Here is a 22,562-nt window from a genome sequence, read left to right as displayed (position 1 = left end):
TCGCTATGGTTTCATCCTTGTTATGCGTTGATGATTTCAGCGTAGATATGACCGGACGCACAGGTACGGCCGAGTGTGGAAAGTTCCCCGTTCGGCCTCGTTTGGCAACGATTCCGCCGCATAATAGAAGCTGAACCATTTCGGAAGGAACCCTAATTTTGACGAAACTTTTCCCCAACTGGACGGACGACCTGTTCCCCGTCCAATCTGTCGACTGCGACTATAACGACTGCGAAAACCGTTGCAAGTCGAACGAGGACAACACCGGCTGGGTGTGCGACCCCGAAACCGCACAGACATACTGTCCCAAACACAATTCCGCCATCCACGTGCCGTACGAGCTGCGTGAACGCTGCGAAACCGACTACCTCACCGCCCAAGACTACGACATCCTCATGAGCGCCGTCTACGGTCAAGCCGTCGGCGACGCGCTCGGCGTACCCTACGAATTCTCACCACGCGACACGTTCACGTGCACGGGCATGATCGGTCACGGCTCGCACAATCAGCCGGCCGGCACATGGTCGGATGATACGGCCATGATGCTCGCCACCTTGGATTCGCTCGCCGACCATTACGGCAAGGTCGACACGGATAATCTTCGCGTCAAATACGTGGCATGGGTGAAAAACGGCGAATACACGCCAGATGGCATTGTGTTCGACGTGGGCACCACCACCGGCATCGCCTTGGGACAGGATCATGGTTGCGACGGCTATTGGGACAACGGGAACGGTGCGTTGATGCGTATCCTCCCCTTGGCGTTCACCGGAGCCTCGGATGACGACATCCGCAAGGTGAGCGCGGTCACGCACGCGCATCAGATCAGCATGGACGCTTGTGTTCGGTTCGTGCATACGGCGCGGCTCTTGATCGCCACGGGCGTGGACTATTTCGATCCGAAGACGGTCTGCGAGGAAGCCGGATTGGATGACATGAGGGGAGTGCCCGAGGAGAAGATCAAATCCGGCACGTTCGTATTGGACACGCTGCAAGCCGCCGTCTGGTGTCTCACCAACACCGGTTCATACAAGGAGTGCGTGCTGAAAGCCGTCAACTTGGGCGAGGATACGGATACTACCGCCGCAGTCGCCGGCGGCCTGGCCGGCATCCTGTACGGGCTGGACGAGAACCCATGGAAGGATCGGCTACGCGGTCGGGACAAACTGGAGACGCTGGTGACGAAGGCCGCATACAACATGCCGCCGTTGAAACCTTGACCTCTCTTCGGCCTGAAGGCCGAAGATTCTTCCCTAACCCGGTTTCCTAGATGAAGGATCTTGGGGATAAGGTTGTCGTTTCACGGGAGAGTGCGGCCGATCCGACCCGAGGGTCATTGATCGTCTGTCTTACCTCTCCTCCACGACCGTTTAAGGTCTCCGCCGGTCCGGCGGCGACTTGGAGTATGTTGACTGCGGCATTGTAGTCGCGGTCCAGTGGCGTGCGGCAGTAGGGGCATTCCCATGTGCGAACGTCCAATGGTTTCTTGCCGGTGCGTTTGCCGCAGTGGGAGCATACTTGGCTGGTTGGCTCCCAGCGTCCGATGTGGATGACGGTGCGGTTCTTCCGTTCGGCTTTCTCGTGGATCAGCCGGAGCAGGATGCCCCAGCCGGCGTCCAACACGCTTTTGCCGACGCGGCTTTTGGCGAGGCCGCGAATGTTGAGGGATTCCAAGGCCACCGCTTGGTTTTCGTCGGTGATCTTCTCCGCCAACACGTCCAGCCATGCCAGTCGTATGCGTCGCAAATGAGCTTGGGCTTTCGCCAGTCTTACCCGCGCCTGCTCATACCGGTTGCTTCCTTTCGTTTTGCGGGCGAGTTCGTGTTGGAGCCGTCCGATCCTATGGTGTGCTTCGCGGAGAAAACGGGGATTGCCGGTCTTCCACCGGTTGCCGTTCGTGTCCACGAGGGTGACGATATCGTTCAACCCCAAGTCGATGCCGCACATGAGCGCATCCGGCTTGGGGACAGCCCGTTCGACATGCGTGTCGGGCGCGGTGACCACGAAGCTCGCATGATATGTGCCGTCCGGTTCCAGATAGACGGTCACCGACGTGGGTTCGGACGGTAGGTCTCGTGTCCAACGGACGCGGACGTTTCCGATCTTCGGCAGTCGCAGCCAACCGTCCCGCCGGTTGGGATCATGCCACACGTGGAATCTCGCCTTGGTGGTGAACTGCGCGGCCTGACGTCCACGCTTCGCCTTGAAGCGCGGGACACCGAGCTTCGGCCCCTGCCTCAGTCCCTTGAGGGATTTGAAATAGTCCGTATACGCCTTGTTGATGATCCGTATCTCCTGAATCAACGGGACGCTGGACACGTCCTTCAACCATAGGTAGCTTGGATCGTTCTTCAACAGGATCAGATCGTCGTTCATCTGCCGGTCGGTGATGTACACGCCGCCACGCCGATACATGTCGCGTCGCCGTCCTACCGCCCAGTTGTGGATGAAACGCACGCAGCCGAACAGCCGGGCGAGCGCATGCCGTTGCGTCCCGTCCGGGTAGATCCGGTATTCGTAGCGTTTCCTCATGTTATTCATTATACTTGGTTTCATGGATAATGATAGGGATGTTCGCAAGGGAAGACACTGTGTTTTCGACCTTCACGCACATTTGGTTTTCGTCACGAAATACCGGCATAAGGTATTCACCAGCGAACACCTGACCCGACTGGAAGAGATCTTCCGCGACGTGTGCGAAAGCTTCGACTGCCACCTTGAAGAGTTCAACGGGGAAACCGACCACGTGCACCTGCTCGTCTCATTCCCACCAACGGTCGAACTGTCCCGGCTCGTCAACTCGTTGAAAGGCGTATCCAGCCGGTACATGCGACGCGACTACCCGGAATTGGCTCGACACTACTGGCGGGCGAAACGACTCTGGTCGGGAAGTTACTACGCCGGAACCGCAGGAGGCGCACCATTGGCTACATTGAGGAAATACATAGAACACCAGAACAGACCGACAGACTAGAGGAAAGGAGATGAGCTTCACCCCCGCCCTAAAGGACGGGGTACCCGCGCAAAAACACGATGGCAGTGGATTCGCAACGCCGACCCGAAGGTGCGGAAACTGCGCGCCGAACGCGATGACGGTTTGCAGGAGCTTGTCCAGTTGATTCCCGAATTCCAGAAGGCAATGGACGAACACCGCAAACTGTACAAATGGAACGACATGGACAAGGACGAGCGTGGCATCCCCGTCTACCGGGGCATCACCTATGATCCGATCGTCGACCGGTATTGGCATGCGATCTACAGGGCTTGGGCGGACAACGGCGACTACCATCAGTGGCTCGAAGACCTCAACTTGGGAAGTCCAGCCGATCTCGCCGAATTCTACGAAAATGGCGACTACGATACGCTTGATCTCGACTCCACACTCGCGCTACTATTGATCCCCACACGACAGGAACGATTCGGCGACGGGTCGCTCTGCGGATACTTGGATGATGGGGACATTCTCCGACTGTTGCAGCATGTCGGAGACATACTGTCGGATTCCGATTAACCATACCGCACCCGGAGAGTTTCGCAGTATCCTGCGATTCTCCGGGTGCGTCGTATCCACCACTGTGAGATGATCGACCGGTACTGTCAGCAATACGGAATCAAACAGAGGAGTCGAATGCATCCCATCGAAGGTGGTATCAACGGTGAAGATATTCTCACGGATTTGAGTCTCGCACGCATGACCTCGGATCTCAACGACATGGGCGTCCTATCCGATGACGAAACCGCTCAACGGTTCCGTGACATCGCATTCCGTGAACTGGATGCGATCAGCGACGAGCATCCTCACCCGAGACGATGACCGTTAATCAACACCATGCCCCGCGTAGATCACATCAGCCAGCTCGCCGACATTCTGATCCGGATCCGCTAGTCTGTAATACACGTTGCCGTTGCTTTGACTGACCAGACCATCCCAGTCCTTCAACTCGAACGATTGTTCAACGAACTTGGCGCATTGTCTGCCGCCTTGCACTGACTGGCAGGTCCACACGTCATCATTCTCACCGGAATCCGTGAACACCGGGGCGATCATTTTGACGGTCGCATCGAATTTGATCGGATAATACCCGTCCCGGTCGCCGTCCGGCGTATAATCCGTGACCTTGATCTGAATGTCCGTCGTCTGATATTTGCATGCGCTTGAAATCGACTTGCCGGAGATGAACGCGAAATCGTCACCGTTCAAATACAGTTCCTTCAGCTTGCGACACATGGGCAACAGGTTGAAACTGTCGATCAAAGACGACATGGAACCGTTGTACGTTTTGATCTTGTCGGTCAGTTTGATCTTCTTCCGGTTCTTGTTCGCGGTGATTCCTTGATAGTCGAAGCCGGAGGATGCTTTCACCGGCACCGTCCAAGATCCTTCCAACACGTCGGACACCATGTTCACCTCGTAAACGCCGATCGGCAAAGCAAACTTATTGTCCTTCGTGGATGGCTTGCCGCCGATCGTCAGATCAGGGTCGAAACTGACCTGTCCGAACACGGGCGGATTCTGGATCACCCAGTTCTTGTCTGCATCCTGCTTCACTTTGAACGAGCCGGCGGTCTTTTTCCCGTTCAGACTGTACGAAACCGGAACCGTCCGCTCACTGTCCGACACTTTTTCGGATTCGCCGACGGTCACGTTCTGGATCGGCTGCTTCAGTTTCGCACCAGTCAGAATCGTCGGCATTTTCGGCTCCACCGATAACGTATACAGGTTTTTGACCCCGCTCACATCACCTGCGACGACAGCGTCCATCAGTTTTTGCACGGCATCATGCGCACCATCCCCGCCAATACCACAGCCGGCGCACATGGCGAGGATCATCATTATGGCGGTGAGACCGCCGATCATCCGGGTTCTTCCCATCATGGTTCTCCTTGTAACAGGGTTTCCCTTCCATCGGGAAACCGTTGTTACAAGGAGAGTTTACCGTCCCGCTTCTCTCCCGCGAAATCAGCCGTTGACTACTCCACGAACCGGCAGATCAACCGGGCGTCCCCTTCCAGCATCTCCCGATAAATCTCCACCAACCGAACCGTCACCTCCAACTCGCACGCGATCTGAAACTTATCCCCATCATATTCACGCTCCGCACGAATATACCTGTCCGGCGGAATCATCATCATCGCCGTCTCCCTTTGCGCACGCAACTCAGCCATCTGACGACCCTGCCATTGACAACAATCATCAGCATGCAACCAGTGAAACAGTTCATGCACAAGCGTGACACGCTTCTGCGCTTCGATCATATTCGAATCAATCAGAATCGAACGCAGACTCTCATCGTAGAGACCACACACGTTCTCCGGCAGAACCGTCTCATCAACATGAACCGGACAATTCTCCAACACGCGCAGCATATCCTCATACGACATATCAGCATCCACCGGCATATGGCGGTCAAAATTAGCGGCCGTCAACACTTCACTACCTCCTGTAGCCATAGGTTCATGGAAGCAGACGACTCTACCAGCCAAACCCAAAAAACGTTGCATATGACCGGAAGGAGAACTCAACGACCGTCACCGCCCTGCGCCTCAAGCGACTTATACGGATCACGATTCGCAGCCAAGGAGAGATCACCCCTATTCAACTTGATCAGCATGATCTGCTTGCGTTCTTCGGATGTGAGTTGGGCGCCCATTGTGTCGGAAAGCGCGAAATCATTGAAGTCCTTGTAGGAGATGTCCAACACGTTGCAGATTCGTTCAATATCAGCGAACGCCCACTCCTTTTCGGCGTTGATGCGTTGCCTCACATATTTTTCGCTCCGTCCGATAAGCCGAGATAGCTCACGGTTTGACATCTGCCGCATACCCATCTGAGCTAGGACGGCGCGATTGATTCTCCGCCCCAGTTCACTAACTTCAATAACGCTACTCATAACAACAATAATACCAACCTTTTAGCCGCATATGCGTCCGTGTGTTCCAGCACGACACGCCCAAGGGTTGCATTTGCGTCTATCTGGACGCATAATTTGTCATGCGTCCAGATAGACGCAAACACGTAAAGGCAGTTCAACATATGGCAGAATCAGACGCACCCTCACACCTTGGCACCATCATCAACACCAACATCAGCACGATTCTGTGGGTCAACCACGGAACTAACCGCAAAACCGGTCAAATTATAGGAAAATCCGAAAAATATGTACGTCAACGCATCAATGGCACTCTCGAATGGCAACCGGTGGACGTCGAAAAAATCGCACGCGCATACGGATACGATCCGATTGAAATAATGCGACCCGACTTCACCGCAAGGATTCCAGATCTGATTCCATCCAATAACGAGCCGACCCCGGAAGATCGTTAAGTTCCTTAAGGAGACACGGATCTATGAGAATCCGATCCATCAAGCCAGAATTCTGGCGTAGCCGCGACATCGCAAAGCTAGATTGGGACACTCGACTGATTTTCATCGGCCTCTGGAGTTATGTGGACGATAACGGCGTCGGGAAAGATATTGACTTCGATATCATCGGCGACCTGTTTGCTTCTGACCTCATGAACGATCCTCGCGAGACTGTCGCGAGAGTGTCGCGAGCACTCGCGACTCTTTCGGAAGCTGGATTGATATATCGCTACGAGGTTGACGGAACACCATATTTGGAGATCGTGAACTGGGCGAAGCACCAGCGAATCGACAAGCCAGGAAAGCCTCGCTATCCGAAGCATAATGCTCAAAATGGCGGAATTCCAACGAAAACCACCGATCCTCGCGAGAGTGTCGCGAGAGTGTCGCGAGAGTGTCGCGATATTTCCACGCCCGGAACAGGGGAACAGGGGAACAGGGGAACAGGGGAACAGGGGAACAGTTTTAAAACTGGCTTCGAAAATTTATCCGACACATTTTCGAATCTTCACACAGAAAATGAGGTTGTTGAAGCTGAAATTATAGAAGAACCTTCCTCTTCGGAGATTCATCAAATCCCTGATGATTGGAAGCCAACCGCGCATAGTCGCCTCTTAGCTCAGCAGCTTGGAATCGACTGTGATGACGTTGCGAGGAAATTCATGAATTGGATGAAAAACCGTCATGTGAGACTTTCAGATTTTGATTTGGAGTTTGATGAATGGCTCCGAAGGGAACGAACGCCATCGCGGTCTGAATCTCGCGCCAAGGCGAACAGCAGGGCCAATCAGGAGTTGAGACAGCGGATCGCACAGAAAGAAAAGGAATTTATGGAAAGGAATGGTTATGCTGCCAACTGAATGCACGGATCTGATGATTCAGATCAGCGCCCACCACGGAAACGCGCAAGTCGATGAGGATCAGGTCGCAGCCTTCTATGCTTCGCTCGATCCAACAATCAGCTTCGCTGAGGCAACGCAAGCCGTTATCGAGTTTTACAGGAGTTCTACTGGCTGGATGACTGTGGCCGATGTGAACCGGCTTGTAAAAACCTTCCGGCGTCGGAAGATGCCTTCCGAAGACGCGGTGTCCCACATGATTGAACAGGCTGGTATTACGGACGGTGACAAAGCGTGGCAGTATCGGCGCACACTTTATCAGGCGTGTGGGTGTGGGGTTTCGCTGGAGCAGGCTCAGGAGCGGGCGTTGGCAGCATCGCGACATCCGATGCTTGCTCGAGTGGATCGTCAGGAGCTGACGGCGGGGCCGGCGTGCGGCAAATGAACTCGTTCAATCCAAATCGACGCGACTCCTCCAACTAATCATCAACCAAACCATCAGGAAAAACCGCACAAGGAGAAACAACAAATGGATACTCTCACACAGCAAATCACTTCTCTCATCATCCGTCACCGTGCGGAACTCGATCCTGCACTCAGTGAAGACGATGCAGTATCGATGATTCAACACTGGATGTCCGATCACGGATTCGAATCAGCGTCGCCTATCACTCCGTCTGGTTTTGAATATGCCGTATATGGCGATGCCAGAGAGGCGGCGACTCGCGAGGATGTGGATGCTATTGGATGGTCTTATGACACTCTCTCGAACCACGTGGCCGTATTGGATGATCTGCTTACGGACGTTAGTCTGGGTGTGGAAGCGGATCAGGAAACGCGTTCAGCCATCGATAACATGAGACGCGCGGCTCGTCATCTGTCGTCTGCGCTGCACGCGCTGGGATGGAATGGCTCGGGCCAGTGAAGGTATCCAATTTGCAAAATTTAATCTTTCGCGTATCATGAATCCTTAAAAACTGAACTATCGACCCCACGCAAGTGGGGATGAACCCGCGTGGAACTCGAACGGCACGACCTTGACCGAATCGACCCCACGCAAGTGGGGATGAACCTCCTTTGGGATCAGATTAAAAGCCGCAGAACGGATCGACCCCACGCAAGTGGGGATGAACCGAGACAAGTCTCCGCGACGAAGTTTGACCAGCAATCGACCCCACGCAAGTGGGGATGAACCCATGGACACCCTCACTCAGCAGATCAGTGAAATATCACCCCCCCACGCAAGTGGGGGAGGGCTGGGTTTTCGACTACCCCATGTGTGTGGGGATGAACCTCAGCCGGAGCCGAGAAGCGACGGTTCTGCCAGATCGGCCCCACGCATGTGGGGAGGGTTTTTAACTACCCCACACTCGTGGGGATGATCGTATACCCTACTTTCGTAGGGATAACCCGCGTTAGTCTTTGTGCTGGCGCGGGTTGTTTTTTAGCTGTTTTTCAACCCGGTATGAGTATTCTGTTCTGTTGCTTTAACCTGATTCAAGAATTACCTAGTCATATGAAGCGTAGGAATCGGGGGAAGCATGGTTGACGCTCGTAAATCAGCTCAGGCTCGCCGGCAGCAACGTTTGTCAGATGGCCGGTTTGCTGGTGGTGATCGGATCCAGATTCCTTCCGGTGAGATGTTGGATCGGTATGCGGTGGCTGATCGTATCAAACTGGATGATCGGCTGGCCGACGCCGGGTTTGATGTGACCCCCACGTATCTGAACGACGGATACGGTTTGGATGCTCGTATCGTCACCCGTCCAGTATCAGCCGTGTTCCAACTCCGTTAGAAGTTTCCTCACCCAACCCCGAACAGACCCGAAAACCTGCATATCCTAAACCGAGAATCTTCACCCCGGTCAAACAGGAAGCAGGCGGATCATGGTCGACCAACGCAAATCAGCACAAGCACGACAGCAGCGTCGAGACCCATATACGAAGCAATTCGTGGATGAAAACAAGAAACGGATCGCATCCGCCGACCAGTTACGCCAGTATGCGAACCAGCCGACACAAGCCCACGACCGTCCAATCAGTGAAATCAACGATCCAACCGAATGGGCCGACACTCTCACCGATCACGTGCACAACGGTGGAAGAACCGGCTGGTTCACATACCGGCGGGTAAAAGCCGAAACCGACGCGAACGCACTCATCCAAGTATCCGAACTGCACGATCCGACCATTGATCAAGGACTGGCAGCAAACCCATACTGGGCGGAAGACCGGTTGGACGATCTCGTCGACCGATACTATCGCGACGACGAACACCGACGCCTGATCATCGAAAACATGTGCCGACGCCCAAACATGAGCCAACAACTCGGCGACAAATGCGCCGACTACATGGAACAAGCCACACCCAAAGGCCCCTATTCCACCGACGCGCAACTCGGCTATGCGACAGCGCTCGCCAAGAATCCCGCGACTCCGAGCAGTGCGCTGGCTCGCGTGGAGTCGCTGCGTTCCGAACCGGATTTGCTGCGTGAGTGCATGAACCATCCGAATGCGACGGACGCAACCATCGCGCATGCGATCGAACGGTCACATGACCAGATGTTGATCGGCGACGCGTTGCACGCTCCGAACCATGGCTGGTTGACCGTGGAGACGGCGATCCGGCAAGGTGATCCGTATACTGTGCGTGACGCGTTCTCCGACCCGAGGATCGACGGAAACACGTTGAGGGATTGGGAGTCGCATTGCTCGTATGGGAATCTATGGGCGGCGGAAGGAGCGGCGGCGAACCCCAAGCTAGATCGGGGCACGGCTTTTCGCCTGTTGGCTTACACGCCGGGCGGCAATGATGTGAAGCGTCGCCTCGCTGCGAATCCCAACGCTCCAGAGGATCTGCTTGACGGCTTGTCGGCCAGTGACGATCCGGAGATTCGACGGAATCTGGCGAACAATCCGACGGTGAGCGAACATGTCCGCAATCGGTTGGCTGCGGAACTCAACTAAAATCGGCAATCAATCCCACGATCAAAGGTGTCATGATGGTTGATCAGCGGAAATCGGTTCAGGCTCGCCGGCAGAAGCGTCGTTCTGATGGTCGGTTTGCGGATGAGAACAGGCGGAAGGTCGCATCGGTCGAACAGTTGTATCAGTATGCGAGTGTTGCTGCGGACAGTGAGCCGTCCGGCGAACAGTCCGAGCAGACGTTCCGGACGGTCAACCAACTCGTGTTCAAGAAAACCCGGTTGTCCAAAGCCGAACTCGGCCGGTTGAGCGAAGACGACCAGCAGCTGCTCACGTTGGCTCGCAAGGGCGTACGGAAAACCGGGTTGACCAGCGAGGAGAAAGAGACCGTGTGGAACCTGTCGTCGCGTACCCCGGTCGGTGAGATGAGCGACGAACGGGTCGCATTGTTGCATCATTGCGATCCAAACTGCGACGTGTTCCTCATGAGCAGGAAGGATCTGACCGAAGCCCAAGCGAAATACCTGCTCGACAGTCACGCCGACCCCCGTTCTCTTGCCGATCGTACCGTCGACGATCTGGGCGGGCATACGCCCGAATCGGTGTGGCGCATGTACGAGGATTTGTCCATGAACAGTGTGGGCGAGGCGAGTCGGCGTATCCGCGAAGGATTGGCGGAGAATCCGGCGTGGCCTCATGCGAACGAGTATGCGAAAAAGTGGGTTGAACGGAACTGGGATGATGATGCCCCCGTGTCCAGTAGGGGTGAGTTGAATTATCAACCCGAATTGGGTGAGGCGTTCGAGCGGCGTACTGATCTGGATGAGGAGACGGGCGGACAGGTTCGCGAGATCATGGAGCGGAGTCGCCGAAATCGTAAGGCTTGGGAGGATTGGGATCGGATGTCGAGTGAGGAGCGTTTGGCCCGGTATCGTGAGGCGATGGGCTGATATCGGTGGCGATTGTTATCCGGCGGTTGGGTTTGGAAACCCAACCAATCATGTTAAACTGTAAAAGGCCACATAAACGGAGAGCGTGATGACCAACCAACGGAAATCAGCACAAGCACGACGACAACTACGCAACACGGACGGAACCTTCCGCCACCAAGGCAGGAACGCCATCCCCACCGGAGACCAGCTACGAAAGTATGCTGAAACCAACACGCCCACCACCGAACAAGGAGACACCAATGACGACCGAAGAACTCAACACGCTGATCGAACAGAAACTCGACGAACTCGAGAAAATCCAGCCGAGCGAAGGCGACTATTTGGATCGGCCGACTCGCCGTCACGCGATGGAGGCCGTCCTACAGGTTCTGCACACGGACGAGGAGAAACGCGATTACATCAAGAACGCGAAGCTCGGCGGACTGTTCCAGGCGAGCATGTTCTAGCGAACGGCCAAACCGTCACCGGACAGGTCGTGAACGCTCCGGACGTTTCCAAACTCCCGGAAGGCCGTCAAGCGTTCCCGCTCATCAAACTGGACAAGACTTACCATCAACCGTGGGGCACACGGGTTTAGCCCGTTGATACTGATACCGGAGGGTATCTTGAGCGGGAAGCCCCCACTTCAAGCCGTAAAACGGCTAAGTGGGGGAGAATGTCACTGCTCCCTCACGACTCGAATCTCCAACGACTCGAACTTCGGGAACTGCCGGTGAAACAACTCCTTGCATTGAGCCAACGCCGCACTACTACTACCAGATCGAGCTTCCGTTTTATGACCGTACGGGTCGCGTAGTACGCCAATCCCGTTCGTCCATGAGTAGGTGAGATATCCTGCCATATCAACCGCCCCTTTCATTTCTAAGTCTAGGCGCTCGCCGTTGAGCCGTTCCTCCGACCGTTGAAAATACTCTTCCCCTAACCGTATTGTTTGTTATACTGGACAAGTCCACATAAAACAAAACGGTTATCCAACGGAAGACACGCCACCCATTGCAGTACCTCAGCCTGTTCAGCGGAATAGAAGCCGCCAGCGTCGCATGGCATCCACTCGGCTTCACACCCATCGCCTTCGCAGAAATCGAACCATTCCCCAGTGCCGTACTCCAGTACCGTTGGCCGGACATACCGAACTTGGGGGACGTGACCAAAGTCGATTGGGAACAGTACGCGGGGAAGGTGCCATGCCTTGTCGGCGGATCGCCATGCTTTCCTGCAGGAGCGCTTGTCCTGACCGACCGTGGGCTTATCCCGATCGAAGATGTTCATGTCGGAGATATGGCCTTGACCCATAGGAACCGTTGGCGCAAGGTGCTCGCCACCGGCTCGAAAATCGCTGATACGATCATCCTCAAAGGACAGGGGGCGACCGGAATCGAATGCACTCCGAACCACAAGTTCTGGGCCATGAAGAAAGGCAGTATCTGGGATAACGAGCTGCGACGGGATATCCGCAAATTCGACCTTCCGGATTGGATTCCAGCGGATCACATGCAAGGCAACATGTGGCTCAACATGAACGCCGTGACAGAACCGCTTCCCATTCCCTCGTTCCCCACGGAGAACTGCACCGTCATCCCGGAATTAAGCACACCGTTCTTCTATTTCATCGGCCGATGGCTCGGCGACGGATGGGCGAACAAATACAAGCGTCCGGAACGCAGGAACTCGTATATGAAACGAGTCTACGTATGCTGCGCCCACGAATCGGCGGATGATCTGGAACGGCAGATACAAGCGACCGGACTGGTCTTCACGAGAGACGAAGAGGCGACGGTAACACGTTTTGAAACCGCTTCCGCATCACTTCACGACTGGATCATTGACAATTTTGGACTTCGTGCTGATGGGAAGGAACTCCCCTCATGGGTGTTCGGTTTGAAACGCGAATGGAGAGAAGCGATCCTGACCGGATACAGGGAGTCGGACGGCACCCCCATGCCACAAGGATTCCGAACCGCATCCATCAACAAGCGTCTGACCATCGGCATGAAAATCCTCGCGGCAGGACTGGGCGTCACTTCCAGCGTCCATTACATTGCTCCGCCCGAAGGTGGAAAACATGTGATCGAAGGCCGAACCGTCAACGCTCAGGGCTACTACCAGCAAAGTTACTACGACCATTCCAGAAGCGCCATCGCCAGTGCGGAAGGCTTCTGGGGTCTTGTCCGCAAAACACTCCCCGGACGCAAACAGGTTCGTGTCTACAATCTGACCGTTGAAGAAGACCACTCCTATACGGTTGACGGAATTGCCGTAAAGGATTGCCAGGATTTCAGCGTGGCCGGACTTCGCTCAGGGCTCGAAGGTGCTCGCGGTAACCTGATGCTCACCTATTTGAACATCATCCAGACGGTTAAACCGAAGTGGATCGTGTTCGAGAATGTCCCCGGTATTCTCTCCGACAGGACGCAAGCGTTTGAGAAACTGTTGGGCACGTTGCAGGACATGGGTTACTTGTTGGATGCGGATATTCTGGACGCCCAGTTTTTCGATGTGGCTCAACGTCGTGAACGCGTGTTCGTGACGGGTGTGCGTGTGGATGATCTGATCGGTCAACGGTCGGTGTCGTCGCGGATCGTCGTATTGCAGACCCTTCTCACCATAGGAGGGGGTATGCTTGATTTTCTTTACACAGACGGCATGGAGGAGTGGCCTCGACCTGCGGTGGAACGCCGTCTCAAACTGTTCAAACTCGACAACGCCAACGCGTTGAACGACCTGCTGGCTCGATCCGGTATTGATGAGACGGTGGACGATAAACTGGCCGGTCGATTCTGGACGCTCCTCCAGCAGATGCTCAACGGTCATCGGTTCGATGAGGATGAAACCAGTACGGCGGTCATGCAGATAGTGGACTATCTGCTCGCTCTGACGCCGATGATCCGAACCGTGTTCACTTTGACCGTCGACCAGTCGACACCGGTCAAAACCATGTTCGAGTTCGAACGACAACTCCTCACCCTGTTGGAAAGGTTCAACCAGTATGCGCGATCGAAGAGTCAACAACCTACTCTGTTCGATGGGGATAGCCTCCTTTTCGGCGATCTCATGGAACAAACCATGGAAGACGAAAAACTTGTCCGCCATGCTATTGCCCAACGGTGGCGTGCCGGGCAAGTATTACCTGAGCGCGAAAGCATGTCGTGGAATAATCTCCAGAGCCGAGCGAAGAGGCAAGCCCTTGCCCGCTCAGTTGTTGAAAGCCTTACAGGCTCAGATCAGTCTGTTGGAGTCTCAGGAAATCTGACCCCCGGCGAATCCCAAGGACGCCGCGTCTACAGTATCGACGGCGTAAACCCCACCCTTCAATCACGGTCGGAAGCCGGACAAAACCAACAGGCCGTCTACCAGCCGGACACATACATCTGCCAGACCGCACAAACCGGAAGCAACGGTTTGGGTATCGCCCAGTCGGATGTGATGAACACGTTGGATACCGGCAACAGTACCGCCGTCGCCAGTCTGGACTTCAACCCGTCCGACGCGCGACTCAAATATGCTTCGGATGATCTCGCGCAGACGTTGACCGCACGCGCCGGCACGGGCGGCAATCAGGTGCCGTTAGTTCAGACGGAGCCGGTCGCATTCGTGCAGAACCAGCGGAACGAGCTGCGTGAAATGGATGTGGCGGGCGCGTTGCAAGCCCAACCGGGCATCAAACAGCAGACATTCATCAACGAAGTGGCTGCGATCATCCCCGACAATGCGATCGGACGCCCCAACTCCGGCACCAACGGGCCAATGGCGTATCCGGGCGACGATGCGACACCCACCCTCCTGTCGAACGGTAAAACCCCGGCCGTCGCCTGCCGTTCCGACGGACAGTCGAACGCGAGCGACGACACGGAACTCGCCCCCGCACTGACCGCCCACGCCAAGAAGGAACAACCGTACATCTATCCACGGGAATCCGCGACCACCAGCAACGGGGATACGGTCATGCCGCCGCTTTGCGCCACCGATGGTGACAAGTGTTTCATCGACAACCAGTCGATCCGTTCCGGACGGTTGGTCAAGGAAACCCAAGCGACGACAGACGACCGTCATCAAATCAAAGGGTTGACGATTCGACGGCTCACACCCGTCGAATGCGAACGACTCCAAGCGTTCCCCGACGACTACACGAACATCCCATACCGGGGCAAACCATCCTCTCCAGACGGGCCACGCTACAAGGCGTTGGGCAACAGCATGTGCGTCAACGTCATGCGTTGGATCGGACGACAGATTCTCACCATAGAACAAGAACCATCACTCACGGAAAAGGAGACAAACCTATGACCGGAATCCCACACAACGCTCATTGGCGTGACAAGGCCGCTTGCGCGAGAGAAGACCCGGAACTGTTCTTCCCCACGGGCGGATTGTATCAGCCCGACCGTGTGGCGAAGGCGAAGAAAATCTGCACGTCCTGCCCGGTGGTGGACGAGTGCCTGTCGTATGCGATGGATCATAACGAACTGTTTGGCATTTGGGGTGGTTTGACGGAGAAGCAGAGGGTTGATTTGAAGCGTCGTGCGATGCATGAGCGTCGTCGTCGCATGTATGGGGATGGGTCGTATCGTGTTGATCCGGGTTGGAAGGGTCGTCGTGGCTGATCGCATGTTGGACACACTTCATGTTATATTGATATTGTCCACATAAAAGGTTGGGGAATCAAACACATCCTCCCCTTCAAAAAGAAGGAACAGCAACATGACACTAGGCACCATCTGCGTAGACATCGACAACACGCTCGCCAACTACACCAACGGCCTACGCGAATACGTGCAGGAAACCTGCAAACTCACCCAATACACTTGCCCCGACCCCGACAAATACGATTTCAGCCAAGTCACAGGCTGGCCTTTCACCGGCGACAGTCGAGCCAACCATTATTGGCACAAGCGCGCCGTCGCAGACGGCATGTACAAGACCATGCGCCCGTATACGCTCGCTCCGGAGATCATGCGCCAACTGCATCGTGAAGGCTGGCGTTTGATCATCAGCACCACGCGCAACGATGATCCAACCAAACAGTCCGAACGTTGGCTGAAGGACAACAACATTCCGTTCGACGGCTTGCATTACGGCGACAAGCTCGACATTCGAGCCGACGTGCTGATCGATGATAATCCCAGCACGTTGAACCGGGCGACCAACCGGCTGATCCTGCATCCGGCGCACGAGTATTGCAAGGATGCGAAGGGCGTGAACTTCACCAAATGGGCTGAGGTTCCCGATCTGATCTTCAAGCTGACCGAGGTGGGAGAGTAGTGAGTCGAGAAGTCTGCGACGTGTGCGGACAGGCCACCGGCCTGTTCGCCACTCCTCCCGTCCAATGCGATAACTGCGGCAAATGGCTGTGCGAGGAATGCCAAGTCTGGGAACAGCAGTGTTGCGACCAGCCGACCGTGAATTTTCAAACGCATCGCGAGTTACAGAGGAATCCGAACAGGAGCATAACCGTGGAAACGGAACAGGTTGTTGATTCGAGCGTGAAACCGGCGTGCATCAAGGAGGTGCCGGTCAGTCACCTGTTGGACGGGTTCGAACCGGTACCGATGAAAACTGTGCCGCGCCCCCGTGTCATCCGTCAAGCGGAAGCCCCGTCGATCAGCCAAGCGAAGAAGAAAACAGTGGAAACCAACAAATCCCAGTATCTCAACCCCACCCCAGCTCCAGCCGTCACATTCAACCCGCAGGACACTAGTGGGATCACCACGCAGCTCATGACCATCACCCCGCAAATGGCACGCCAGATGCTCGGCCATAATGAGAACAACCGTAATGTTTCCAAGCAACGCGTCAACCAGTTGGCGACTGAAATGAAACGCGGCGCATGGCGGGTCAACGGTGACAGCATCCGATTCAGTGTCCCCGGACGATTGTTGGATGGTCAGCATCGACTACTGGCTTGCATTCAAGCGAACGTACCATTCCAAACATTCGTCGTCCGAGGCTTGCCGGACAAAGTGCAGGAAACAATGGACACCGGCAAACCGCGAACAATGGGCAACATCATGCAGATACGCGGCGAATCGGACACGGTGCGTGTCGCCTCCGTACTCCGCGCCGTGTATCTGACCGAACAACTCGGTTTGGAAGCGGGCGCGTCGAACAACATCACCCCGTCTCGAATCGAACAGTTGGAGTTCTTCGACCAGACGCCGCAAATCCGTGACCTGACCCAAGCGGGCGTCAGCTTCTACCGCGCATCGAACAAGCTCCTATCCCCGGCCATGTATGCCTGTTTGTATTGGACGTTGTCCAAAATCAGCATGGATGATGCGGACGAGTTCTTCTCCAAACTGGAAACCGGAGCCGACTTGGAGAAAGGCAGTCCGATCCTCGCCCTGCGCAATTATCTGATTTCCGCATTGCAGTCGCGTGCGGCCGCGTCCGCGTATCAGCGTCGTCGTACCGTCGCAATGGTCGTGAAAGCGTGGAACAAGTGGCGGGATGGGAAACCGGTGCAAATGTTCCGTTTCGGCGATAATGAAGCGTTCCCCGAAGCTCACTGAGAAAGGAACAAGCTATGCCTGACCTGTTGTTGTGGACTGACATCGAAACCACCGGATTGGACGAAACCGTTGACCCGATCCTCGAACTTGGCATGCGCGTCACCGACTTCCAACTACAGTCGGTCGAAGGCATTCCCGACTATGCGAGCATCGTCCTACCCACCGATTGGAAAGGCATGGATGATCCACGCCTCGCCGATTACACGCGCCAATTGCACGGGCGGAACCGGTTGCTCTGGGAGTTGGATCAGGTGCTCGGCAAGGAATCACAATACGGTACCCGAACCATCAGCCACCTGTTCCGCACGCTCATCGTCAACCCCGCGTTGGAGGAAGGGAACCTCGTCTACATGGCCGGGTCCACGGTCGCATTCGACCGACGTTTCCTCGACCGGCAAATGCCCGGCTTGTTGGATGGTGTACATCATCGGATGATCGACGTGAGCTGCGTGGCTGAACTCGCCCGGCACTTGGGCGGAGTGGAGTTCCCATTGAAGACGACGGATCATCGCGTTGAACACTGTCTGGACGATAGTAAGAACATGTACCGGCGGTATATGCCGCTCTTTCACAAGTCGCAATGATAAAGGATGGGCGATGACTACGACAGGCCAAACTGCTTCTGAGAGCATGAACGGTCGGCTCGCATTGGCTGTGAGCTTGCAAGAGGATTTCCTCACGTTCAAACACCGTCTAGTGGAAGAGAGAAAGAATCAATACCCGGAATCGAGCATACAGGATTTCCTCACTTTCATCGGCTGGACGAAAGAACATCTCCTCAAATTCGAGGAATACGATTACGACCCCAAAGCATCCGAAATCAGAGAATACGCTTTGGCCGTCGGAATGCGCATCAACTCGCGGATTGAGAGAAGCTGCCCTACAGTTCCACTAAACGGCTTCTCGACGAAGGTGTGAAGCGGTCGGTTTAGTGGAGCTGATTTTTCATTCTTTTTCGGATTTTTTGATTCAACCTGAACATGACCTCAACAGTCACTTAATGTGGAAACGTTTTCAATAGATTTTTTGAATCTGCTCGCAAAGGAGAAGAGCATGGAGTCACCCCCCGTTGAAAGTCGGGATTTCAGTCGATCATACTCAATCAACGGAAACAATGACATTATCCGACAAGACGGAACAGCGTTCAAGAGAACCTTTTTACTACTCGCCGCTCGCATCCCGAAACGTTTGACGTATGGGATCGACATACGAGTCCACTCATCTCAAACTGTATCAACCTTTCCTCACCGTTGATCATCCACAGGAATTGAAGGAGCAAAAGAACATGCATAACTCACAACCCGCCGACTAGCCAGCATCGCGATCACAGCCATGCTCACCCTCACCGGCATCGGACTGACCAGCATGCCGGCAATGGCCGCACCCGTGACCGGAGGAAACATCACCGTCAACGCGGGAACCTCCGGCAACGTCGCCGGACACACCGTCAAATACTTGGAAATCGCCAAATACACGAACGTCTCGTTCGACGCGGACGGCAATCCGACCGGCTTGAACTTGGAAAGCACCCTGTCCACCGCCGATAATACGAAAGTCACGCAGCTCGTCGCAGGAATCGACTCCAAGTACACGACTGAAAAACAAGCCACCTACTCATGGGCGCAGTGGATCGCACTCAACTGGAAAGGCACCGACGCGGACATTTACAGCAACAAGCTCGCCAATGACGAAATGATGGCGGCGCTCGCCAAGAAGCTCGCCAACACGGCCGACGGGATCGCCAAGTCCGCCACCAAAGAGGTCAAAGGAGCAGACAAGGCCACCACGTTGACCATTCCTGTCGACTACGGGGAGGAAACCGACAACAATTACGGCGGCCTCTACCTGCTGCTCGACCAGAATGCGACCGATACGGCTCGTAAGGCAAACGCGATGATCGTACCCAGTGCGATCCAATCCAAGGATGGGAAGACCGTGCTCGGCAAGCTCGGCGAACAGACGTTGGGTGTTGTCAACATGAAGAACAAGGTCGTGTCGATTACGAAGCAACGTCAGGATGTGCTGCCGACCGTGGGTGATCTTGTCACGTTCACTATCAACACGGACGCGCCGGACTTTACCGGCATCGACCAGCCGAAGCTCATCATCTGGGATAATCCAAGTGAAGGACTCGACCAGCCGAAAGCCGACACGTTTACCGTGACCGCCGGCGACATCAAGCTCACAGCCGGCACCGACTATACGCTCAACCTCAAAAGCAACCGTCAGGACGGCACCGTCGATCCGAACGCGTTCAACATCACGTTCACCAATCCGACCGCATTGGCCGGTAAGAAGATTACCGTCACCTATAAGGCGGCGGTGACCCAGAACGCGTTCAGCGCCAATACACAAACCAACAGCGCCGGTGACGACACGTATTCGAACAACGTCATCATGGAATACTCCAATGATCCGCAATCCTCGTCAACCAGCAAGCCGGAAGACACCGTGGAAGGTTCGCTCGCCGGATTCGACATCCACAAGGTCGATTACGACAACAAGACCATGGAATTGACCGGAGCGGAATTCCAGATCCACAACGATCAGAACCAGCTCATGAAGTTCACCAAACTGACCGTCGACGGGAAGACCGTGTTCATGCGTGACGACAACGGCACCATCACCAACGTCGGAGGCGACGGATTGGGCGGTAAACAGGCTCCGATCAGCATCGAAGGCTTGGATCGTGGCACATACACCGTGACCGAAACCAAAGCGCCAGCCAAATACGTGCTCGGACAGGGAAGCCAGCAGCTCACGTTCAAAGTGACCATCGCAGCCGATGCGAGTACGCACGACAAGCAGAAGATCACCGTCACCAACAATCCCGGCATCTTCACCGGTTATGTGGAAACCGCTCCGGCCGCCGATGATACGACCGACGCGAACACCGTGAACGGTACCATTCGAGTCGCGAATGTCACCAGCCTCGACCGTCTGCCTGACACCGGTGCCACCGGTTATCGGATTTTCGGCGCCGTCGCCATCGCGTTCGCCATTGGCGGCGCCTGCTTCATCGTCCGTAAGCGTCTCGAAGCGTAACCACATCTAAACCAGCATGGGGGGAGCGGGCAGTCGTGACATCAACGTCGGACAAGCATATGATGCGGAAAAACAGTACGGTGAGGATCATTCGAAAACTCCTCGCCATACTCGGCATCATCGCCTATCTGATCGCGATCCTACTGCTCGCCCGAATCGGCCGAGCAGTCGTCACCAACGAAATCAGGGCGAGACAAGCCGCCGCCCAAACGGAAACCAGCCAAGCCATGTGGCCCACCCCGGACAAAACCCGTATGCTGCAAGCCGCACGAGACTACAACACCCAATTGACCGGTGGTACGACGATCGGCTTCGACGGCAACGGTACGGACGGCGGACGATTAGACACCCAGTACATGAACGTGATGAACGACGGTGACGGGATCATCGCCACCCTGTCGATCCCCAGCATCAGCTTCAACCAGCCGATCTACCATACGACCGATTCGGATGCTCTGGCATCAGGCGTGGGACACGTGTACGGGACGGCGCTACCGGTCGGCGATAAGGGTACTCACAGTGCGTTGGCCTCGCATTCCGGTTCCGGTGATCGAATTGATTTCACTCGTATCCGCGAGTTGAAAACCGGCTCGTTCTTCTATATCACCGTGTTGGGCAAGCAGATGGGTTATCGGGTTGATCGGATCACGGTCGTTGATCCCGATGATTTCAATGCCGTCACCGATACGAATCCGGACGAGGCAAGGGTCACATTGGTGACTTGCACGCCGTTGGGTGTGAACACGCGACGACTGCTGGTATCAGGGGTTCGTGAGGATATCCCCGATCCGATTCCCGATGCGAGCACGCAGCATGACAGTACGTTGCTGATTGTCGGATTCTCGGCTGCCGGCATCACGGTTTTGTATGTTGTCCGGCTGATTGTCCGGCATCGTCGACGGGTTTTGAGTCTTAGGAAATAGGAAGGTTTTGTGATGGATATCCGGAAAATCATGCGGCGTATCCCCGTCTCCGCGTTGGCTTTTCTGACGGTGGGTTCCATGCTGTTTGCGGGTCTTCCCACCGGTACTGCGGGTAATCTGCCGTTCTCCACGCCGACTGCGAGCGCGGCTACGGTGAAGCCCGCATATGCGACTGCCAAGCTTGTGAAGGTGGCGGATGGTACGGGGCATGGTACGTCTGCGCAGACGTTCGTCAACTCGGACAACGGGTTCGCCGTGGGTGACGATTCGCCGACGGATGGGGTCGTGTCCAGCGGCGACACGATCGAATACAAGCTGAGCCTGTCGTTTACGGCGGCCGCGAAGCGGCAGGTGAAGGTCGCATGGGATCTCAAGGACGCGCCCTATCTGGAAGCGAAGGATGCTGTCGCGGGCTTCTGCACGAGCGGCCAGCTCGTCACCGCGTCTCGCTCCGGCAACGCGTGCACGTACACCGTGCCGGCCGGCGCGGTCGAAACCATCCAGCAGACGCTCGTATTGACCGCGAAGGACACGGGCGGCACAGTGCAGACGGGTCAGAAGCCGAAACTCACCGTCAGTCGCGTCGGCGAGACCGGCAGCGAAGTCACTTATCCGACGGACGAGGCGACCGTCGTATCCGCACCCGCCGCCGATCTCGTGATCGACAACGGCGGCTACCCCGACAAGCCGTACGGCGCATGGGAACGCCGCACCTCATGGGTCGACAGCGGCAATCTCACCGGCTACTTCGATCTGAAGGTCAAACCGCTCACCTACCCCGGATACACCACCTCCCACGGAGCCTCCACAACCGGCAAATGGGACACCATCATCGACGTGAGCCGCTTCCCCCAGAACACCACGTTCACCATGGACGGAAAGAGTATGAACTTGTCTAGTGTTTTATTCCGCTAGTCTTGTTCTTGACCCTCGTTTCAACCGTTCTCCCGTTCCTCACGGGATGCTTGGCTGACGTTGGGGAGCCGTACTCCTTACGGCGTGACGGA

25 protein-coding genes and 1 CRISPR repeat array are annotated in these 22,562 nt (G+C 55.6%); of the genes, 21 read left to right on the top strand and 4 right to left on the bottom strand.

Annotated elements, in window-relative coordinates; genetic code table 11:
* Nucleotides 1–158: 158 nt before the first annotated feature.
* Nucleotides 159–1,220 (top strand): ADP-ribosylglycohydrolase family protein, encoded by a 1,062-nt coding sequence (locus JS541_RS13840; RefSeq protein ID WP_240539381.1) that lies wholly within the window; start codon nucleotides 159–161, stop codon nucleotides 1,218–1,220.
* 46 nt (nucleotides 1,221–1,266) lie between these two features.
* On the opposite strand, the gene JS541_RS13835 is transcribed toward JS541_RS13840, so the two are convergent.
* Nucleotides 1,267–2,532, bottom strand: a complete 1,266-nt coding sequence (locus JS541_RS13835; protein WP_214375081.1) for an RNA-guided endonuclease TnpB family protein — start codon at nucleotides 2,530–2,532, stop codon at nucleotides 1,267–1,269.
* Between the two features lie 22 nt (nucleotides 2,533–2,554).
* Between JS541_RS13835 and tnpA the strand changes: the two genes are divergently transcribed.
* The 3 genes from tnpA (at nucleotide 2,555) to JS541_RS13820 (ending at nucleotide 3,814) form a co-directional block, all read left to right on the top strand.
* Complete coding sequence (tnpA, locus tag JS541_RS13830; RefSeq protein ID WP_214375080.1) at nucleotides 2,555–2,974, top strand: IS200/IS605 family transposase; 420 nt, start codon at nucleotides 2,555–2,557, stop codon at nucleotides 2,972–2,974.
* Between the two features lie 90 nt (nucleotides 2,975–3,064).
* Nucleotides 3,065–3,511 (top strand): DUF6508 domain-containing protein, encoded by a 447-nt coding sequence (locus JS541_RS13825; protein ID WP_214375079.1) that lies wholly within the window; start codon nucleotides 3,065–3,067, stop codon nucleotides 3,509–3,511.
* 117 nt (nucleotides 3,512–3,628) lie between these two features.
* Entirely contained in the window at nucleotides 3,629–3,814 is a 186-nt protein-coding gene (locus tag JS541_RS13820) for a hypothetical protein (RefSeq protein WP_214375078.1), read from the top strand.
* A 3-nt stretch (nucleotides 3,815–3,817) separates the two neighbouring features.
* On the opposite strand, the gene JS541_RS13815 is transcribed toward JS541_RS13820, so the two are convergent.
* From JS541_RS13815 to JS541_RS13805, 3 genes are all read right to left on the bottom strand, one after another.
* Nucleotides 3,818–4,876 carry a hypothetical protein gene (locus JS541_RS13815; RefSeq protein WP_214375077.1) on the bottom strand — a complete coding sequence of 353 codons (1,059 nt, stop codon included), beginning with the start codon at nucleotides 4,874–4,876 and terminating at the stop codon, nucleotides 3,818–3,820.
* Nucleotides 4,877–4,971: 95 nt separating this feature from the next.
* Nucleotides 4,972–5,451 carry an ImmA/IrrE family metallo-endopeptidase gene (locus tag JS541_RS13810; protein ID WP_217625400.1) on the bottom strand — a complete coding sequence of 160 codons (480 nt, stop codon included), beginning with the start codon at nucleotides 5,449–5,451 and terminating at the stop codon, nucleotides 4,972–4,974.
* Nucleotides 5,452–5,519: 68 nt separating this feature from the next.
* Nucleotides 5,520–5,822 carry a helix-turn-helix domain-containing protein gene (locus JS541_RS13805; RefSeq protein ID WP_276310693.1) on the bottom strand — a complete coding sequence of 101 codons (303 nt, stop codon included), beginning with the start codon at nucleotides 5,820–5,822 and terminating at the stop codon, nucleotides 5,520–5,522.
* A gap of 212 nt (nucleotides 5,823–6,034) precedes the next feature.
* On the opposite strand from JS541_RS13805, the gene JS541_RS13800 reads away from it, so the two are divergent.
* From JS541_RS13800 to JS541_RS13710, 17 genes are all read left to right on the top strand, one after another.
* A complete protein-coding gene (locus JS541_RS13800) occupies nucleotides 6,035–6,325 on the top strand; it encodes a hypothetical protein (RefSeq protein ID WP_214375075.1) in 291 nt (96 codons plus the stop codon).
* Between the two features lie 23 nt (nucleotides 6,326–6,348).
* Nucleotides 6,349–7,224 carry a hypothetical protein gene (locus tag JS541_RS13795; RefSeq protein ID WP_214375074.1) on the top strand — a complete coding sequence of 292 codons (876 nt, stop codon included), beginning with the start codon at nucleotides 6,349–6,351 and terminating at the stop codon, nucleotides 7,222–7,224.
* Nucleotides 7,211–7,648 (top strand): hypothetical protein, encoded by a 438-nt coding sequence (locus tag JS541_RS13790; RefSeq protein ID WP_214375073.1) that lies wholly within the window; start codon nucleotides 7,211–7,213, stop codon nucleotides 7,646–7,648. The genes JS541_RS13795 and JS541_RS13790 overlap by 14 nt, the downstream gene beginning before the upstream one ends.
* 84 nt (nucleotides 7,649–7,732) lie before the next feature.
* Nucleotides 7,733–8,128 (top strand): hypothetical protein, encoded by a 396-nt coding sequence (locus JS541_RS13785; RefSeq protein WP_214375072.1) that lies wholly within the window; start codon nucleotides 7,733–7,735, stop codon nucleotides 8,126–8,128.
* A 59-nt stretch (nucleotides 8,129–8,187) separates the two neighbouring features.
* A CRISPR array of direct repeats spans nucleotides 8,188–8,461; the repeat unit is 28 nt; unit sequence ATCGACCCCACGCAAGTGGGGATGAACC.
* A gap of 400 nt (nucleotides 8,462–8,861) precedes the next feature.
* The gene (locus JS541_RS13780; protein ID WP_214375071.1) at nucleotides 8,862–8,999 is read left to right on the top strand and encodes a hypothetical protein; all 138 of its coding nucleotides are present in this window, start codon (nucleotides 8,862–8,864) and stop codon (nucleotides 8,997–8,999) included.
* 157 nt (nucleotides 9,000–9,156) lie between these two features.
* Nucleotides 9,157–10,170 carry a hypothetical protein gene (locus JS541_RS13775; RefSeq protein ID WP_214375070.1) on the top strand — a complete coding sequence of 338 codons (1,014 nt, stop codon included), beginning with the start codon at nucleotides 9,157–9,159 and terminating at the stop codon, nucleotides 10,168–10,170.
* A 32-nt stretch (nucleotides 10,171–10,202) separates the two neighbouring features.
* A complete protein-coding gene (locus JS541_RS13770; protein WP_214375069.1) occupies nucleotides 10,203–11,078 on the top strand; it encodes a hypothetical protein in 876 nt (291 codons plus the stop codon).
* A gap of 242 nt (nucleotides 11,079–11,320) precedes the next feature.
* Nucleotides 11,321–11,527 carry a hypothetical protein gene (locus tag JS541_RS13765; protein WP_214375068.1) on the top strand — a complete coding sequence of 69 codons (207 nt, stop codon included), beginning with the start codon at nucleotides 11,321–11,323 and terminating at the stop codon, nucleotides 11,525–11,527.
* Between the two features lie 547 nt (nucleotides 11,528–12,074).
* On the top strand, nucleotides 12,075–15,365 hold the full coding sequence (locus JS541_RS14945; protein WP_240539380.1) for a DNA cytosine methyltransferase: 3,291 nt from the start codon (nucleotides 12,075–12,077) through the stop codon (nucleotides 15,363–15,365).
* Complete coding sequence (locus JS541_RS13745; protein ID WP_214375067.1) at nucleotides 15,362–15,682, top strand: WhiB family transcriptional regulator; 321 nt, start codon at nucleotides 15,362–15,364, stop codon at nucleotides 15,680–15,682. The genes JS541_RS14945 and JS541_RS13745 overlap by 4 nt, the downstream gene beginning before the upstream one ends.
* Before the next feature lie 97 nt (nucleotides 15,683–15,779).
* Entirely contained in the window at nucleotides 15,780–16,340 is a 561-nt protein-coding gene (locus JS541_RS13740; protein ID WP_214375066.1) for a 2-C-methyl-D-erythritol 4-phosphate cytidylyltransferase, read from the top strand.
* A 191-nt stretch (nucleotides 16,341–16,531) separates the two neighbouring features.
* On the top strand, nucleotides 16,532–17,587 hold the full coding sequence (locus JS541_RS13735; RefSeq protein WP_214375065.1) for a hypothetical protein: 1,056 nt from the start codon (nucleotides 16,532–16,534) through the stop codon (nucleotides 17,585–17,587).
* A 14-nt stretch (nucleotides 17,588–17,601) separates the two neighbouring features.
* Entirely contained in the window at nucleotides 17,602–18,171 is a 570-nt protein-coding gene (locus JS541_RS13730; RefSeq protein WP_214375064.1) for an exonuclease domain-containing protein, read from the top strand.
* Nucleotides 18,172–18,184: 13 nt separating this feature from the next.
* Nucleotides 18,185–18,505: a hypothetical protein gene (locus JS541_RS13725; protein ID WP_214375063.1), complete on the top strand. Its 321-nt coding sequence runs from the start codon at nucleotides 18,185–18,187 to the stop codon at nucleotides 18,503–18,505.
* 414 nt (nucleotides 18,506–18,919) lie between these two features.
* Entirely contained in the window at nucleotides 18,920–20,632 is a 1,713-nt protein-coding gene (locus tag JS541_RS13720) for an isopeptide-forming domain-containing fimbrial protein (RefSeq protein WP_214375062.1), read from the top strand.
* 80 nt (nucleotides 20,633–20,712) lie between these two features.
* Nucleotides 20,713–21,555: a class C sortase gene (locus JS541_RS13715; protein ID WP_214375061.1), complete on the top strand. Its 843-nt coding sequence runs from the start codon at nucleotides 20,713–20,715 to the stop codon at nucleotides 21,553–21,555.
* Between the two features lie 12 nt (nucleotides 21,556–21,567).
* Nucleotides 21,568–22,470 (top strand): hypothetical protein, encoded by a 903-nt coding sequence (locus JS541_RS13710; protein ID WP_214375060.1) that lies wholly within the window; start codon nucleotides 21,568–21,570, stop codon nucleotides 22,468–22,470.
* The last annotated feature ends 92 nt before the right edge of the window (nucleotides 22,471–22,562 follow it).

This window comes from Bifidobacterium sp. SO1 (assembly GCF_018555335.1).
GTDB lineage: Bacteria > Actinomycetota > Actinomycetes > Actinomycetales > Bifidobacteriaceae > Bifidobacterium > Bifidobacterium simiiventris.
Note: the sequence above shows the minus strand (reverse complement) of the source record. Positions and strands in the feature narration are given on the sequence as shown.